Annotated in this window: 13 protein-coding genes; 10 read left to right on the top strand and 3 right to left on the bottom strand. The window is 71.8% G+C overall.

The annotated features are described in order from the left end of the window. Positions 1-133: 133 nt before the first annotated feature. Together WBN91_RS35100 and WBN91_RS35105 are read right to left on the bottom strand one after the other, a co-directional pair. Complete coding sequence (locus WBN91_RS35100; protein ID WP_337728610.1) at positions 134-1,069, bottom strand: N-acetylglucosamine kinase; 936 nt, start codon at positions 1,067-1,069, stop codon at positions 134-136. 75 nt (positions 1,070-1,144) lie between these two features. Further along, positions 1,145-4,435: a S8 family serine peptidase gene (locus tag WBN91_RS35105; protein WP_337728611.1), complete on the bottom strand. Its 3,291-nt coding sequence runs from the start codon at positions 4,433-4,435 to the stop codon at positions 1,145-1,147. A 124-nt stretch (positions 4,436-4,559) separates the two neighbouring features. Here WBN91_RS35105 and WBN91_RS35110 point away from each other — a divergent pair, with 124 nt between their 5' ends. From WBN91_RS35110 to WBN91_RS35150, 9 genes are all read left to right on the top strand, one after another. Beyond that, a complete protein-coding gene (locus tag WBN91_RS35110; protein ID WP_337728612.1) occupies positions 4,560-5,414 on the top strand; it encodes a fumarylacetoacetate hydrolase family protein in 855 nt (284 codons plus the stop codon). Next, positions 5,414-6,712, top strand: coding sequence for an enolase C-terminal domain-like protein (locus WBN91_RS35115; protein WP_337728613.1), 1,299 nt, complete (start codon positions 5,414-5,416; stop codon positions 6,710-6,712). Before WBN91_RS35110 ends, WBN91_RS35115 begins: the two co-directional genes overlap by 1 nt. Beyond that, positions 6,709-7,458 carry an SDR family NAD(P)-dependent oxidoreductase gene (locus tag WBN91_RS35120; RefSeq protein ID WP_337728614.1) on the top strand — a complete coding sequence of 250 codons (750 nt, stop codon included), beginning with the start codon at positions 6,709-6,711 and terminating at the stop codon, positions 7,456-7,458. The genes WBN91_RS35115 and WBN91_RS35120 overlap by 4 nt, the downstream gene beginning before the upstream one ends. A 34-nt stretch (positions 7,459-7,492) precedes the next feature. Next, a complete protein-coding gene (locus WBN91_RS35125) occupies positions 7,493-8,524 on the top strand; it encodes a sugar ABC transporter substrate-binding protein (RefSeq protein ID WP_337728615.1) in 1,032 nt (343 codons plus the stop codon). Further along, positions 8,521-9,996, top strand: a complete 1,476-nt coding sequence (locus tag WBN91_RS35130) for a sugar ABC transporter ATP-binding protein (protein WP_337728616.1) — start codon at positions 8,521-8,523, stop codon at positions 9,994-9,996. The genes WBN91_RS35125 and WBN91_RS35130 overlap by 4 nt, the downstream gene beginning before the upstream one ends. Next, positions 9,993-11,003: an ABC transporter permease gene (locus tag WBN91_RS35135; protein ID WP_337728617.1), complete on the top strand. Its 1,011-nt coding sequence runs from the start codon at positions 9,993-9,995 to the stop codon at positions 11,001-11,003. The genes WBN91_RS35130 and WBN91_RS35135 overlap by 4 nt, the downstream gene beginning before the upstream one ends. 2 nt (positions 11,004-11,005) lie before the next feature. Further along, a complete protein-coding gene (locus tag WBN91_RS35140; protein WP_337728618.1) occupies positions 11,006-11,950 on the top strand; it encodes an aldo/keto reductase in 945 nt (314 codons plus the stop codon). Beyond that, complete coding sequence (locus tag WBN91_RS35145) at positions 11,947-12,090, top strand: hypothetical protein (protein ID WP_337728619.1); 144 nt, start codon at positions 11,947-11,949, stop codon at positions 12,088-12,090. Before WBN91_RS35140 ends, WBN91_RS35145 begins: the two co-directional genes overlap by 4 nt. Before the next feature lie 70 nt (positions 12,091-12,160). Further along, positions 12,161-13,246, top strand: a complete 1,086-nt coding sequence (locus WBN91_RS35150) for a serine hydrolase domain-containing protein (protein ID WP_337728620.1) — start codon at positions 12,161-12,163, stop codon at positions 13,244-13,246. Positions 13,247-13,249: 3 nt separating this feature from the next. Here the strand turns inward: WBN91_RS35150 and WBN91_RS35155 are convergent, their stop codons facing one another. Further along, positions 13,250-13,924, bottom strand: coding sequence for a FadR/GntR family transcriptional regulator (locus WBN91_RS35155; RefSeq protein WP_337728621.1), 675 nt, complete (start codon positions 13,922-13,924; stop codon positions 13,250-13,252). Positions 13,925-14,109: 185 nt separating this feature from the next. On the opposite strand from WBN91_RS35155, the gene nagA reads away from it, so the two are divergent. Beyond that, complete coding sequence (gene nagA / locus WBN91_RS35160) at positions 14,110-15,318, top strand: N-acetylglucosamine-6-phosphate deacetylase (protein ID WP_337728622.1); 1,209 nt, start codon at positions 14,110-14,112, stop codon at positions 15,316-15,318. The last annotated feature ends 251 nt before the right edge of the window (positions 15,319-15,569 follow it).

Here is a 15,569-nt window from a genome sequence, read left to right on the forward strand (position 1 = left end):
GAAATCTGTGGTAGCCCTTCGGGCAGGCCATACGGGGATGACGGAAGAAGCCCAAGTTGGGAGGTCTGCTGCGCGAGTTTCGTGAAAAGCGCGCCCTGCGGGCGTTGTGGTGGGCGGGGTTTTTGTTGCTGGGTTAGCTGGGGCGGGGGGCGGAGGTGCCTAGGAGTTCTACTGCTGCTAGCCAGGCTGCGCCTGCTGCGCCCTCTGTTGCTATGCGGACTGTGGCGTGGGTGCGGTTGGTGAGCTCTGCTCTGAGGCGGGTGCCCAAAGGGTGGGCGTGGATCAGGCTGCCTACCAGCACGATGGGGGTTTCGTCGGTTTTGTCTCGGCAGGAGAGGGCTAGGTCGGCCAAGGCTGTTACCGCGTTGGTGATGATCGTTGTTGCCGATGAGGTCTCGTGGTGGGCCGTGACCAAGGGGGCGTAGTGGGACAGGTGGATGGGTGGGGATTGGTTGGACTTGGTGATCAGGCGGCGCCAGGTGTCTCGGCGGGGTTCTGCTGGGAGGTCGGCCATTGTGAGGACGGCCGTTGCTAGGGGGTCTAGAGGGGCGTTGCCCTCCAAGGCTTGGAGGGTGGCTCGGACTGCTTCTCTGCCCAGCCAGAAGGCTGAACCCTCGTCGCCCAGGAGCCAGCCGTAGCCGCCTACTGTGCTGGTCAGCTTGTGGTTGGTGATCTTGGCGGCGATGGAACCTGTGCCTGCCACCAGAACAGTGCCGTTGGCGGATGAGGTGCCTGTGGCGAAGGCGGCCTCGCAGTCGGTGATCACTCGCATGGGGCAGCGGAGGCCGGCGCTGGTCCACGCTGCTTCGAACAGGGCGTTGACCGTGGGGTCGCTGAGGACCTTGCTGGAGCCGGCCATACCCAGCACGCCGGACTCGACCTTGGCCGCGTCCAAGCCGTCCAGCGCCGCCGTCAGGGCCTGGGAGATGTGGGCCGCAGCTAGTTCCGGAGGGTGGGAGTTCGGGTTGGCGCCGCCTGCCACGCCCGCGCCCAGGCGGGTGCCGTCCAGGTCCAGCACCAGTGCTCTTGTCGAGGTGCCGCCCGCGTCCAAGCCGACCACGAAGCCCATTCGCCCGAGTATGGTCGAACGGACGCGAGGCCCGGCACCACCCAGACGGGTTGTGCCGGGCCTCGCGTTCGGTGATCAACCGCGCATCTTGACCACCTGTGCGCGTTCCTCGGTGGTGTTGTGGTGGTGGAGCAGGAGCAGGTTCTCGGCACCGTCTGCTGCTAGGGACTCCTGGTCTCGGTGGACCTCTAGGCGGGAGCCGGTTCGGGCTACGAAGGACAGGGCGGGGGTGGTGCCCTGTCGGATGGACAGGCCCGGCTTGAGGGGGTCGAAGGACATCGGGGTGTTGATTTGGTCTACGAAACCCTCCTCGTTGCCGGGTGCGGCGTACTGGCCTGTCGTGCCTGCGGTGTAGGACAGGCGGAACGTCGTGCCCGCTGGGTCGATGCCTAGGGCCTTCAGGGTCACCGGCAGCACGACCACGTTGCTGTCCATGAGGTTGGTGTCCACCTCGCCGTGCTGGCCGTTGAGCGGCTGCTCGTCCACGACCTCGTCGTCGGACACCCGCACGGTCCGTGCCAGCCACACGTCCGCGGTCACGGAACTGTTGGCGTCGGTGGGCTTTGCGGCGTGTACGCGGAAGTCGTGTGAGCCGTCGTTGTTGGTGTCGATGCGGATTTCGGGGGAGTTGTTGGCACCTAGAGTGACCCAGTTTTCCCAGGTCACGACTCCGAAAGCCAAGAGTGCGTTCTCGGACTTGTCGACCGGGGCCGTCGAGGCGGCACCTACGTACCGCAGGTCGCCGCCCTTGGCCGAGGCGTTGACGGCGCACTCCGTCGTCACCTCGTCGGTGCAGTCTTGCAAGCGGTCGGAGGCGCCCTGGAGCTCGAAAGCGCTGATCAGGGACCGATACGCCTGGTCGCCCTCGCCCTGTGCGAGGGAGTGCCCGCGCAGCCGGACGGACGCCACGTCACCCTTGAAGGTCACGCCGCCGGCCGACACGTCGGAAGCGGGCTTGGGGGCGGCGTACACGGGCACGCGGAGCGTGGTCTCGCCGGACTCCAGCAGCAGCCGACCGGACGCCTCGGCGAGGAACTGCCGGGTGACGCCGACCTGTTCCTTGGTCACGGTCGGGTCCGCGACCTTGCGCAGTTGCTCGGGCTCGACCCGCAGCGACACCCGCACCTGGGCCGTCTTGCCGGGGGCGACGGACACCGAGCGCGGCCATACCTCGTACGTCGCGCCGGGAACGGCCGTGGCCTCCTGGTAGGACACGGTGACCGTGCGCGGGTCGGCGCCCTTGTTGACGATGTTCACCGTCTTGGTCCGCCACACCGAGCGCTCGGCCTCGACCGGGCCGAACGACACGCCGATCGAACCGGGGTCGTCGGCGACCATCGCCAGCAGGTCCGCGCCCACGGCCGCCGCCGCGTCGACCCGGCCCGAACCGACCCGCATGGGGGCCTCGGGCAGGCCGGCGGTGTTGTCGTCACCCGACTTCACGACGTTGCCCGCCGTGTTCACGACCGCTGCCTTGACCTCCTCGACGGTCCAGTCCGGGTGGGCTTCCCGCACCAGGGCGCCGATGCCGGCCACGTGCGGTGCGGACATCGACGTGCCGCCCTTGCTGGCGGCGCCGGTGCCGGTGCCGATGTCGGCGGACAGGATCGTGTCGCCGGGAGCGGCCACGTCCGGCTTCGCCGCTACCGCGCCGCGCGAACCGCGTGAGGACGACGGCGTGATGGTGTCGGCGAGCTTCGGGGCCGTGGTGGGCACGGAGTTGCGCAGGGCGCCGCGCATCCGGACCTCCAGGGTGCCGGCGGTCAGCGCGGGGCGGACGGCGGTCGTCGCCGGGCCGGTGAACTGGAACACCGGGATGCCCGCGTTGCCCGCGATGGCGGCCAGGAAGTTGTCCCGCGTGGAGGTCAGGAGCACGCCCTCCGCGCCCGCGTTCTGGGCGTTGTTGGTGCGCCCGGCCGAGCCGCAGCGGCGGGTGGAGTCGTTGTCGTCCCACTCCAGCCAGACGAACTTCCCTCCGAGGTCCTGGTCGATCGGGTCGCAGCCGTCCTTGTTGCCCTCGGCGGCGACCGCGACCACCGGCCGGGTCAGGTCGAGGGTGTCGTAGGCGGTGTAGCTCTGGCTGTACTGGCCGGGCTGGTCGGTCGTGCCCACGGTGACGCCGTCCAGCAGCGCGAACGCGTCCCGGGTGTTGGCCACGGCCAGCGCTTCCGGTGTGTTGGCGGGGGAGCCGCCGACGTCGTAGAAGTCGCCGCCGTTGCCCGCCGACGCCACGACCAGGACGCCGTGCTGGACGAGCTTGCGCACGAACAGCGAGTCCGGGTCGTCCTGGGCGCCGAAGTCCGAGCCCAGGGACATGTTGACCACGTCGAGGTGGTCGGCGAAGTCGCCGTCGCCGTTGGGGTCCAGCGCCCAGTCGAGGGCCTGCGCGGTGAGGTTGGTGGACCCCTCGCAGCCGAACACCTTGAGCGCGTACAGCAACGCCTTGGGCGCGGTGCCCGGTCCGATCCTCATGGCGTTCAACGCGTCGTCGGTCAGCGTCTTGTAGTCGCCGGTGAAGGTCGAGCCGTCGGGGTTCTCGCCGAACCCGGCGGCGGTGCCGGCGACGTGCGTGCCGTGGCTGCCGCAGTCCAGCGGGTTCGGGTCGGGCTTGGGCGTGGACTTCTCGGGCACGCCGGCGTCGTACTCGTCGCCCGCGAAGTCGTAACCCCCGACGACCTTCGCGGTCGGCGTCCACGGCGCGGTCCGGTCGATGGCCTGGTACGCGGCGGCGGTGCCGGGGCCGCCGAAGTCGGCGTGGGTGTAGTCGATGCCGGTGTCGATGATGCCGACCCGCATCCCCTCGCCGTAGCGGCCGGTCTGCCGCCACACCTGCGCGGCCTTGGTCAGCTGCACGGCACTGGCGTTCTGCACGACCTTCGGCACGGCCAGGCGCACGGCCTTGACCCCGGGCAGCCCGGCCAGCTCGCGCACCTTGGCGGCGTCGGCGCTGACCACGACACCGGGCACGGCGTTGGCGGTCCGGGCGACCTCGCGGGTGGCGGAGTCCTTGCCGCGCAACACGTCCAGCACGTGCGCGGCCTGGTCGGCGGTGCGCTGCCGGGAGTCCCGGGCGGCTTGGACGGCCTGCGGGTCGGCCGCGCCGCGCCGCTTCTCGGCGCCGTAGGCCTCGGCGGCCGGGGTGCCGGCCAGTTCGACGAACGCCGTGACCGTGCCGGTCGCCCCCGCCAGGGTCGCGCCGACCCGCCCGTCCGGCTCCGACGACCCGGTGCGGGCGGCCTTCGCGGTCGCGGGCGACAGCGGTTCGACGAGCGGTTCGTCGGCGTGGGCGACGCCCGTCGTGGCGAGCGAGGCGAGCAGGACGGCGGTGCCGGCGGCGGACGCCCACACCGCGCGGTGGTGTCTCATCGGAACCTTTCTTCGGCTGGTTACGGCAGTCAGTCATCGGACCAATAGGCGAGACGGCTCTAGACGGGACGGTTCATTACGGCTATACATCCGACGTATTACGTGTAGCCGAGGAGGACAAGCCGTGCAGCTTCTGCGCCTCGGAGCGCCGGGCTCCGAACGTCCCGCCGTCCGGGCCGACGACGGGACCACGTACGACCTGAGCCCGGTGACCGGTGAGATCGACGGGCCGTTCCTGGCCGCCGACGGCCTCGCCCGCACCCGCGCCGCGCTGGCCGCCGGGACGCTCCCCGTGCTCGACCCCGAGGGCCTGCGCGTGGGACCGCCGGTCGCGGGCGTGGGCAAGATCGTGTGCATCGGCCTCAACTACCGCGACCACGCGGAGGAGACCGGCGCCGCGATCCCCGCCGAACCGGTCATGTTCCTCAAGACCCCGGACACCATCGTCGGCCCGTACGACGAGGTCCTGGTGCCGCGCAACTCCGTGAAGACGGACTGGGAGGTCGAGCTCGGCGTCGTCATCGGCCGCGCCGCCCGGTACCTGGAGACCGAGGAGGAGGCGCTGGCCTGCATCGCCGGGTACACCGTCTCCCACGACGTGTCCGAGCGGGAGTTCCAGATCGAGCGCGGCGGGCAGTGGGACAAGGGCAAGAACTGCGAGACGTTCAACCCCCTCGGTCCCTTCCTCGTCCCCGCCGACGACATCGGAGACCCGCAGGCGCTGGGCATGCGGCTGTCGGTCAACGGCACCACCCGCCAGGACTCCTCCACCAAGCACATGATCTTCTCGGTGGCCGAGGTGATCCGCTACCTGAGCTGGTTCCTCGTCCTCCGACCAGGTGACCTCGTCAACACCGGCACGCCCGCCGGCGTGGCCCTCGGCCACCCCGAGCCCAAGCCGTACCTGCGCGCCGGCGACGTGGTCGAGCTGTCCATCGACGGCCTGGGCACCCAGCGCCAGACCTTCGGGCAGGCGTGATGGCCACCATCGTCGACCTGGACGTCCTGGACATCCGGTTCCCCACCTCGCGGGAGCTGGACGGCTCCGACGCGATGAACCCCGACCCCGACTACTCCGCCGCCTACGTGGTGCTCCGCACCGACGACGGCCCGGACGGGTACGGCCTGGCGTTCACCATCGGGCGCGGCAACGACGTGCAGGCCGCGGCCATCCGGTCGCTGGCGCAGCACGTGGTGGGCCGTCCGGTCCCGGAGACCGCCGCGGACCTCGGTGCCCTGTACTTCGAGCTGGTGGGCGACTCGCAGCTGCGCTGGCTGGGCCCGGAGAAGGGCGTCGCGCACATGGCGCTGGGCGCGGTGGTCAACGCCGCGTGGGACCTGGCGGCGCGGCGCGCGGGGGTTCCGCTGTGGCGGTTCCTGTCGGCCCTGACGCCGGAGGAGATCGTCGGCCTGGTCGACTTCCGGTACCTGTCCGACGCGGTGACCCCGGAGGAGGCGCTGGAGCTGCTGCGCGCGGCCGAGCCGGGGCGGGCCGAGCGGGTGGCGTTCCTGGAGAGCGAGGGCTACCCCGCCTACACGACCACGCCGGGCTGGCTCGGGTACTCCGACGAGAAGCTGGCCGCGCTGTCCCGCCAGGCGGTGGCCGACGGGTTCGACATGATCAAGCTCAAGGTCGGCGGCGACCTGGACGACGACGTGCGGCGGATGAAGCTGGCCCGCGAGGTCGTCGGCGAGCACGTGCGGATCGCCGTGGACGCCAACCAGCGCTGGGACGTCGACGCGGCCGTGCGCTGGATGCGGGAGCTGGCCCCGTTCGGCCCGTACTGGATCGAGGAGCCGACCTCGCCGGACGACGTGCTGGGCCACGCCGCCATCGCCACCGCGCTGGACCCGATCCGGATCGCGACCGGCGAGCACGTGCAGAACCGGGTGATCTTCAAGCAGCTGCTCCAGGCGGACGCGATCGACGTCCTCCAGCTCGACGCCTGCCGCGTCGGCGGGGTCAACGAGAACCTCGCGATCCTGCTGCTGGCGCACAAGTTCGGCGTCCCGGTGTGCCCGCACGCCGGTGGCGTGGGGCTGTGCGAGCTGGTGCGGCACCTGTCGCTGTTCGACTACGTGGCGGTGTCCGGCTCGATGGAGGGCCGGGTCATCGAGTGGGTGGACCACCTGCACGAGCACTTCACCGACCCCGCCGTCGTGCGCGACGGCCGGTACCTCGCCCCGACGCAGCCCGGGTTCTCCGCGCGGATCAAGGACGAGACCCTGGCCGCCTACCGCTACCCCGACGGTCCGGTGTGGACGGAGGCGTCATGACCGACTTCGAGGGCCTGGTCGCGGTCGTCACCGGCGGCGCGTCGGGCATCGGCCTGGCCACCGCGCGGCTGCTCGCGTCCCGGGGCGCGCGGGTGGCGTGCCTGGATCTGAACCCGCAGGTGGACGCGCCGCTGCACGGCATCCGGGCCGACGTGTCCGACGACGGCAGCGTGCGCGCGGCCGTCGACGCCGTGGTGGCCGAGTTCGGCCGGCTGGACGTGGTCGTCAACAACGCGGGGATCGGCGCGCAGGGGGATGTCGCCGCCAACCCCGACGACGAGTGGCGGCGGGTGTGGGACGTCAACGTCGGCGGGATCGTGCGGGTCACCCGCGCGGCCTTGCCGCACCTGCGCCGCTCTCCCGCGGCGGCGGTCGTGAACACCGGCTCCATCGCCGCGTGGGCCGGGCTGCCGCAGCGGGCGCTGTACTCGGCCACCAAGGGCGCGGTGCACGCGCTGACCCTGGCGATGGCCGCGGACCACGTGCGGGAGGGCATCCGCGTCAACGCGGTCGCCCCCGGCACGGCGGACACCCCCTGGGTGGGCCGCCTGCTCGACTCGGCGCCGGACCCGGACGCCGAGCGGGCCGCGCTGGAGGCCAGGCAGCCGCACGGCCGCCTGGTCTCGGCCGACGAGGTCGCGGGCGCGATCGCCTACCTGGCGAGCCCGCTGTCCGGCTCCACCGCGGGCACCGTCCTGGCCGTCGACGGCGGCATGCACGGGCTGCGGTTGCGCCCGAAGTCCTAGGTACTCCCCTCCCGTCCCTGGAAATCGAGGAACGATGAAGCGTCGCAGCATCCTCACCGCCGCGGTATGCCTCGCGCTCACCACCGCGGCCTGCGGCACCGCGGCCGACTCCGGCTCCGCCTCCGGTGTCGGACCGATCGGCGTGGACCACCCGCGGGCCGATTCCGACTTCTGGAACTCCTACATCAAGTACGCGCCCGAGAAGGCGAAGGCGCTGGGCATCAACATGATGGCCCCGACGAACTCGCAGAACAAAGTGGAGAACCTGGTCGCCAACGTCCAGTCGTTGCAGAGCCAGGGCGCGAAGGCGATCGTGATGGCCCCGCAGGACACCGGCGCGGTCGCCTCCACCCTGGACCGCCTGGAGAAGGCGAAGATCCCGGTCGTCACCGTGGACACCCGGCCCGACAAGGGCAAGGTCTACATGGTGGTCCGCGCGGACAACCGGGCCTACGGCGAGAAGGCGTGCAAGTTCCTCGGCGAGAAGCTCGGCGGCAAGGGCAAGATCGTCGAGTTCCAGGGCTCGCTGTCCTCGGTCAACGGCCGCGACCGGTCCGAGGCGTTCGCCACCTGCATGAAGCAGAACTACCCCGGCATCACGGTGTTCGAGGAGCCGACCGACTGGGAGGGCACCAAGGCCTCGGCCGCCTTGCAGACCCGCCTGAACCAGCACCCGGACATCAACGGCATCTACATGCAGGCCGGTGGCGCGTTCCTCGCGCCCACGCTCCAGGTCATGCGCCAGAAGAACCTGCTTGTGCCGCCGAGCGACCCGAAGCACGTGTGGATCGTGTCCAACGACGGCATCCCGCAGGAGCTGGAGGCCATCCGCAAGGGCGAGATCGACGCGACCGTGTCCCAGCCGGCCGACCTGTACGCGGAGTGGGCGCTGTACTACGCCAAGGCCGCCGTCGAGGGCAAGACGTTCAAGCCGGGCAAGACCGACCACGGCAGCGAGATCGTCCAGGTCGGGGAGGGTCAGCTGGAGGACCAGCTGCCGGCGCCGCTGATCACCAAGGAGAACGTCGACGACAAGGCCTTCTGGGGCAACCAGATCGGCAAATGACCGCGCTCGACGGGAACCCGATCGCGGTCGAGGCCACCGGGGTGACCGTGCGGTTCGGCCGCACGGTGGCCCTGGACGACGTGCACATCTCCGTCGCTGCGGGTGACACGCACGCCCTGGTCGGCCGCAACGGCGCGGGCAAGTCCACGCTGGTGTCGGTGCTGACCGGGATGCGCGCCCCGGACGCCGGCGAGGTGCGCTTCGCCGGCGTCGAGGCGCCCGGCCTGGCCGACCGGGCGGCGTGGCGGGAGAAGGTGGCCTGCGTCTACCAGAAGTCGACCGCCGTGCCCGAGCTGTCGGTGGCGGAGAACCTGTTCCTCAACCGGCAGGGCCGGCTGATCAGCTGGTCGCGGCTGCGCCGGCAGGCCGCCGACCTGCTGGAGCAGTACGAGGTCGCGGTGCACCCGGAGGCCCGGGTCGCCGACCTGACCGTGGAGCAGCGCCAGCTGGTGGAGATCGCGCGGGCGCTGTCGGCGGGCGCGCGGTTCATCATCCTCGACGAGCCGACCGCCCAGCTGGACGGCCCGGCGATCGAGCGGCTGTTCGACCGCATGCGGTCGCTGCGGGCAGACGGGGTGACGTTCCTGTTCATCTCGCACCACCTCCAGGAGATCTACGAGGTGTGCCAGACGGTCACGGTCTACCGGGACGCCCAGCACATCCTCACCGCACCGGTCGAGGGGCTGTCCAAACCGGACCTGATCGAGGCCATGACCGGCGAGCCGGGCGGCCTGGGCGTCCCGGACGGCGCGGACCGGCCGCGGTCGTCCGCGCCGGTGCTGACCGTGGACGGGCTGTCCGGCGACGGTTTCACGGACCTGTCCTTCACGGTGGCGGCGGGCGAGGTCGTCGGGCTGGCGGGCAGCGCGTCCAGCGGGAAGCACGAGCTGGCCGAGACCGTGTACGGACTGCGCCCGTCCTCGGCCGGTTCGGTGTCCGTGCGCGGGACCGACGTCCGCGGTGGTGACGTGCCGGCCGCCCTGCGCGCCGGCATCGGCTGCGTGCCCCGCGACCGTCACCACCAGGGCCTGGTGGCGGACCTGAGCATTGCCGAGAACGCGTCGATGACCGTGCTGTCGACGCTCGTGCGCAAGTCGGCGCTGCGGTCCTCGGGCCGGACCGCCATCGCGGAGTACGACATCAAGGCCGCCGGGCCGGACCAGCCGGTGTCCGACCTGTCCGGCGGCAACCAGCAGAAGGTCGTCATGGCCCGCGCGCTGGCCGCCGACCCGGCGGTGCTGGTGCTGATCAACCCGACCGCGGGCGTGGACGTGAAGTCCAAGGAGTCGCTGCTGGGCGTGGTGGACGCGCAGGCCAGGGCGGGCAAGGCGGCGCTGGTCGTCTCCGACGAGCTGGACGACCTGCGGGTGTGCGACCGCGTGCTGGTGCTGTTCCACGGCCGGGTCGTGGCCGAGTTCGACCGGGGCTGGCGCGACGGCGAGCTGATCGCGGCGATCGAAGGGATGTCATGACCAAAGCACTCACCCGGCCGCCGGCCGCCGTCGCCGGTCAGCCGAAGTTCCGCCTCGGCCGGTACCAGGACCTCGCGCTGGTGCCCGCGATCGTCGTGCTGTTGATCGTCGGGGCGGTGGTCAGCCCGATCTTCCTCACCGCCGACAACCTGGTCGCCGTGTTGCAGCAGCAGAGCGAGCTGTCGCTGCTGGTGCTCGGGCAGACGCTGATCCTCATCGCGGGCAAGATGGACCTGTCGCTGGAGTCCACCATCGGCATCGCGCCGGCGCTGGCGATCGCCCTGGTCATCCCGGCCGCGTCCAACGGGCTCGGGATCGAACTGCCCGCCTGGACAGCCATCCCGGTGTGCCTGCTGGTCGGCGCGGTCATCGGCGGGCTCAACGGTTTCCTCATCCTCAAGCTCGGCCTGTCCGGGTTCATGGTCACCCTCGGGATGCTGACCATGCTGCGCGGGTTGCAGGAGGCGTTGACCAAGGGGCAGACGCTGTTCGACGTGCCCGAGTCGTTCCTGTACCTCGGTGCGACGACCTGGCTGGGCTTGCCCGCGGCGGTGTGGATCTGCGTGGTCCTGTTCGCCGGCGGCATCTTCGTGCTCGGCTACCTGCGGCAGGGTCGGTCCCTGTACGCGGTCGGCGGAAACAAGGAGGCCGCGCGGGCGGCGGGCATCCGCGTCGACCGGGTGGTCTGGGCGGTGCTGATCATCGGTGGTGTGCTCGCGGCGGTGGCGGGCGTCCTGATGACCGGGCGGCTGGGCACGGTTGCGGTCTCGCAGGGTTCCGGCATGATCTTCAAGGTGTTCGCGGCGGCCGTGATCGGCGGCATCTCGTTGCAGGGCGGCAAGGGCACGCTGTTCGGGGCGCTGTCCGGCGTGCTCATGCTCGGGCTGGTGGAGAACATCCTGCGGCTGCTCAGCGTCAGCGGGTTCTACATCAACGCCTCCTACGGCGCGGTGATCATCCTCGCGCTGGTCGTGACCCGGCTCGCCACCGGCAAGGTGCAGGAGTGACCATGACCTCGCGCGTCCCCCTGTCCCGCTTCGGCTTCGGCGCGGCCCCGATCGGCAACCTGTACGCGGAGGTGACGCCGGAGCAGGCCGTGGCGGCGGTCGACGCGGCCTGGGACACCGGCATCCGCTACTTCGACACCGCGCCGCACTACGGGCTCGGCCTGTCCGAACGGCGGCTCGGGGCGGCGCTGGCCGTGCGGCCGAGGGACGAGTACGTGGTGTCCACCAAGGTCGGACGGCTGCTGGAGCCGATCGACGGCGACGGCGACGACCTGGCCAACGGTTTCGCCGTGCCCGCCACCCATCGGCGCGTGTGGGACTTCAGCGCCGACGGCGTGCGGCGGTCGCTGGAGTCCTCTGTGGACAGACTGGGCCTGGCGCAGGTGGACGTCGTGCTGCTGCACGACGTGGACCTGCGACCGGAGTTCACCACGCAGGCGGCGGCCGAGGCGTTCCCGGCGCTGGCCGCGCTGCGCGACCAGGGTGTCGTGCGCGCGGTCGGCGTCGGCCTGAACCACTGGGAGACCGCCGAGTGGTTCGTCCGCGAGACCGGCATCGACGTCGTGCTGCTGGCCGGCCGGTACACCCTGCTGGACCAGTCGGGGGAGGCGTTCCTGGACCTGTGCGCCGAGCGCGGGGTCACCGTGGTGGCGGCGGGCGTGTTCAACTCGGGGGTGCTGGCCCGGCCGGAGGTCCCCGACGACGCCACCTACGACTACTCCACCGCGCCCGCCGAACTGGTCGACAAGGCCCGGCGCATCGCCGCCGTGTGCGCCCGGCACGACGTGACCCTGCCCCAGGCCGCCCTGGCGTTCCCGTCCCGCCACCCGGCGGTGGCGTCGGTGCTGGTCGGAGCCAGGTCGGCGGAGGAGGTCCACGCCAACGCGGCCCACCCGCCCGTGCCGGCGGAGGTGTGGGACGACCTGCGGTCGGAAGGCCTCCTGTGACCGTCGACGCCCACCACCACGTGTGGGACCTGGCGGTCCGCGACCAGGACTGGATCACCGTCCCGCCGATGGGCGCGATCCGCCGGTCGTTCGACGTGGCGGACCTGGCGGCCGTCGCCGAGGTCTACGGGTTGGGCTAGGGGCATCCCCACCCCGGGACCGGGGGTATCCCCGATGGATCTTGGTCGGGGCGGGCGGCAGGCTGCCGTCATGCGAAAACTCCTGCTGATCCCCCTGGCGGCATTGGCCTTCACCGCCGCGCCGGCCCACGCGGCGACCGTGCCGCCGGTGAACCCCCAGGCGCTGGCCGAAGCCGTGCGGCCCGGTCCGGACGCGTCCGGGGCGCTGGCCCGCGTGTCGGGCACGGCCGGGTCGTGGCGGGGGAGCGGCGGGGTGGCGAGGATCGGCACGTCCGCGCCGGTGCACCCGGGCGGTCGGTTCCGGATCGGCAGCATCACGAAGGTGTTCACCGCGACGGCCGCGCTCAAGCTCCAGGAGCGCGGGGTGCTCGACCTGGACCAGACCGTGCAGCACTACCTGCCCGACCTGCTGCCGGCGTCCTTCGAGCACCCCATCACCGTGCGCCAGTTGCTCGACCACACGCACGGCATCGCCGGCCACGGCCTGCCGCACAAGGACCCGGCGTGGTTCTTCGAGCACCGGTACGACACGTTCGACCCGGCGGAGGTCGTGCGGATGGGCGTGGCGGAAGGGCCGCGGTTCGTGCCCGGCGAGCGCCAGGAGTACGGGAACATGGGGTACCTGGTCGCCGGTCTGGTGATCGAGAAGGTGACCGGTCGGCCGTACGGCGACACGATCCGCGACACGATCCTGCGCCCGCTGCGCCTGCACGACACGTACCTGCCCGGCGCCGATCCCCGCATTCGAGGCGTCCACGCGCGTGGCTACGAGGCCACGGCGGACGGGTACGTGGACGTCACCGAGGTCAACCCGACCCTCCAGTGGGCGGCGGCGGAGATGATCTCCAGTGCCCCCGACCTCGACCGCTTCCTCAACGCCCTGCTGCGCGGCCCGTTCCTGACCGACCGCTCCCGGGCGGAGCTGCTGACGGTGCCGTCGGCCGCGGGGGCGCAGCACGCGTTGGGCATCACGCGGCTGGACCTGGGCAACGGCCTCGTGGTCTGGGGCAAGTCGGGTGACCGGCCGGGCTACAACAACGGTGTGGCCGCCACCCTCGACGGCTCGCGCACCCTGGTCTACTCGGTCAACACCCTGCGCATGGGCGGCGACCGGTCCCCGACCGCGGTCCGGATCATCACGGCCGCGTTCAGCTGAGGCTCAGGCCAGGTCGGACAGCCACTGCTCCACGCCGGCCACGTGGACGGTGGACCAGGAGCGGGCCAGTTCGGTCTGGTGTGCGGCGAGGGCGTCGACGATCGCACGGTGTTCGGCCACCGTGCGGTCCACGGCGCCCGCCTGCGTGATGCCGCGCCAGATGCGCACCCGCACGGTCGGGCCGGCCAGGGTGTCCAGCAACTGGGCCAGGTAGGCGTTGCCCGAGCACTGGGCGATGGCCCGGTGGAACTCCAGGTCGTGCTCGACCAGTTCCTCCACCGACCGGGCGTTCGCGCCGGCGTCGCACAGCGCCCGCAGCGAGGCGATCTCCTCCGCTCCGACCCGTTGGGCGGCCATCGCCGCCGCGGCCGGTTCGAGGATGCGGCGCACCTGGAGGACTTCGAGCACGGAGTCCTCGCCGCGGTGCAGGTCCAGGACGAAGGACAGGGCGCCCAGGAGGTCGTCGGCGCGCAGGCTGGACACGTACGTCCCGTCGCCCTGCCGCACGTCCAACACCCTGACCAGGGACAACGCCTTCACGGCCTCGCGCAGCGAGTTGCGGGACAGGCCCAGGCGCTCGGCCAGGTCGGCCTCGCGCGGGAGCCGGTCGCCCGGCTTGAGCTCACCGGACGTGATCATTTCCTTTACGCGCAGGATCGCGTCGTCGGTGACCGCCACGCCGGAACCTCCGTAAACCTCGGATGTCTGACCACAAGTATGAGCCACCGGGTGACGGGTGCGGGGTCGGACCCGCGTTACGAGACTTACTGACTTTTAGGACGTACATTCGGTTATCTTCTCACCAAGCGTGACGACGCCCACCGCTTCCGGCCATAATGGTCTGGACCATTTGAGGAGGGACCTTGGACACGGTTGTCGCGGCTCCGCGAGCACTGCTCGGTCGCACCATCACCGGTCCCGCCAGTGTGCGCATCAGGGCGGGACGGGTGGTCGAGGTCGTCACGGGCGAACCGCCCGCCGACGCCGAGGTGCTGACCGACGGGCTGCTCACCCCGGGCCTGGTGGACGTGCAGGTCAACGGGGCGGTGGGCGTCGACTTCGCCGAGGTGGACGACGAGGGCATGCGCGCGGTCGCGAGGGCCTTCCCGCGCACCGGCGTGACCCGCTTCCTGCCCACGCTGATCACCGCGCCCGTCCCGGTGGCCCTGCGCCAGGCCCGCGCCGTGCTGGCGGCGTCGGCGGCACTGCCCCCGGGCTCCGGCGCGGTGCCGCTCGGCGTGCACCTGGAGGGGCCGTTCCTGTCCCCGAAGCGCGCCGGCGTGCACGACCCGGCGCTCATGGTGGAGCCGGGCGCGGGCGAGATCGACCTGCTGCTGGCCGACGACCTGCGCGGACACCTGCGCCTGGTCACGCTGGCCCCCGAGCAGCCCGGCGGCCTGGAGGCCGTGCGGCGGCTGTCCGAGGCCGGTGTGCTGGTCGCGGTCGGGCACAGCGACGCGACCGGCGAGCAGACCCGCGCGGCGGCGGAGGCGGGCGCCCGCATGGTGACCCACCTGTTCAACGCGCAGCGCCCGCTGGGCCACCGCGAACCCGGCGTGCCGGGCGTGGCCCTCGTGGACGACCGGTTCACCCTCGGCCTGATCGCCGACCTGGCCCACGTCGGCCCGGACGTGTGCCGCCTGGTCTTCAACGCCGCCGGGCCGCGGGTCGCCCTGGTGACCGACGCCGTGGCCGCCGCCGGCATGCCCCCGGGCCGCTACCAGCTGGGCGGGGCCGACGTGGTGCTCACCGAGGACGGTGTCCCGCGCTCGCCGGAGGGCACCATCGCAGGCAGCGCCCTGACATTGGACCGGGCTGTCCGCAACATCGTCTCGGTCGGCGTGGACCTGGCCGACGCCCTCGCCTCGGCCACGATCGTCCCGGCGGACGTGATCGGCGAGCCCACCCTGGGCCGCCTCGCGCCGGGCGCGGTGGCCGACCTGGTGTGGTGGGGCGACGACCTCACACCGCGCAAGGTCTGGGTGGACGGCGAGGTGGTCTTCGACGCGACCGTCGAGGCGCGTCCGGCGTCGCGGGCGGCCGGCCCGGCCCTGGCCACGGCCGGTCAGTAGCCACCGCCGGCCGGCAGCCCCACGAAGCCGAATGGCCCGCACCCTCGGGGAGGGGGTGCGGGCCATTCGCCTGTTCGAGCCGCTAGACGAGTAATGCGTAAGGCCAGAGGCCAGAGGCGCAGGGCACGCCCTTCGCCCCCCCGCACAGCCCTCGCACCCACGCAGACCTCCGCGCCCGCAGGGCGCGCGCTTTTCGAAGGGCTCGCGCAGCAGACCTCCCGACTTGGGCTTCTTCCGTCATCCCCGTATGG

Source organism: Saccharothrix sp. CCNWYY140 (assembly GCF_037401995.1).
Taxonomy (GTDB): domain Bacteria; phylum Actinomycetota; class Actinomycetes; order Mycobacteriales; family Pseudonocardiaceae; genus Actinosynnema.

Bases quoted from the DNA above. Each gene is read 5' to 3' on its own strand.
- WBN91_RS35135 (WP_337728617.1), top strand. From the start codon at position 9,993: ATGACCAAAGCACTCACCCGGCCGCCGGCCGCCGTCGCCGGTCAGCCG.
- WBN91_RS35115 (WP_337728613.1), top strand. From the start codon at position 5,414: ATGGCCACCATCGTCGACCTGGACGTCCTGGACATCCGGTTCCCCACC.
- WBN91_RS35130 (WP_337728616.1), top strand. From the start codon at position 8,521: ATGACCGCGCTCGACGGGAACCCGATCGCGGTCGAGGCCACCGGGGTG.
- WBN91_RS35100 (WP_337728610.1), bottom strand. From the start codon at position 1,069: ATGGGCTTCGTGGTCGGCTTGGACGCGGGCGGCACCTCGACAAGAGCA.
- WBN91_RS35105 (WP_337728611.1), bottom strand. From the start codon at position 4,435: ATGAGACACCACCGCGCGGTGTGGGCGTCCGCCGCCGGCACCGCCGTC.
- WBN91_RS35125 (WP_337728615.1), top strand. From the start codon at position 7,493: ATGAAGCGTCGCAGCATCCTCACCGCCGCGGTATGCCTCGCGCTCACC.
- WBN91_RS35120 (WP_337728614.1), top strand. From the start codon at position 6,709: ATGACCGACTTCGAGGGCCTGGTCGCGGTCGTCACCGGCGGCGCGTCG.
- WBN91_RS35150 (WP_337728620.1), top strand. From the start codon at position 12,161: ATGCGAAAACTCCTGCTGATCCCCCTGGCGGCATTGGCCTTCACCGCC.
- WBN91_RS35140 (WP_337728618.1), top strand. From the start codon at position 11,006: ATGACCTCGCGCGTCCCCCTGTCCCGCTTCGGCTTCGGCGCGGCCCCG.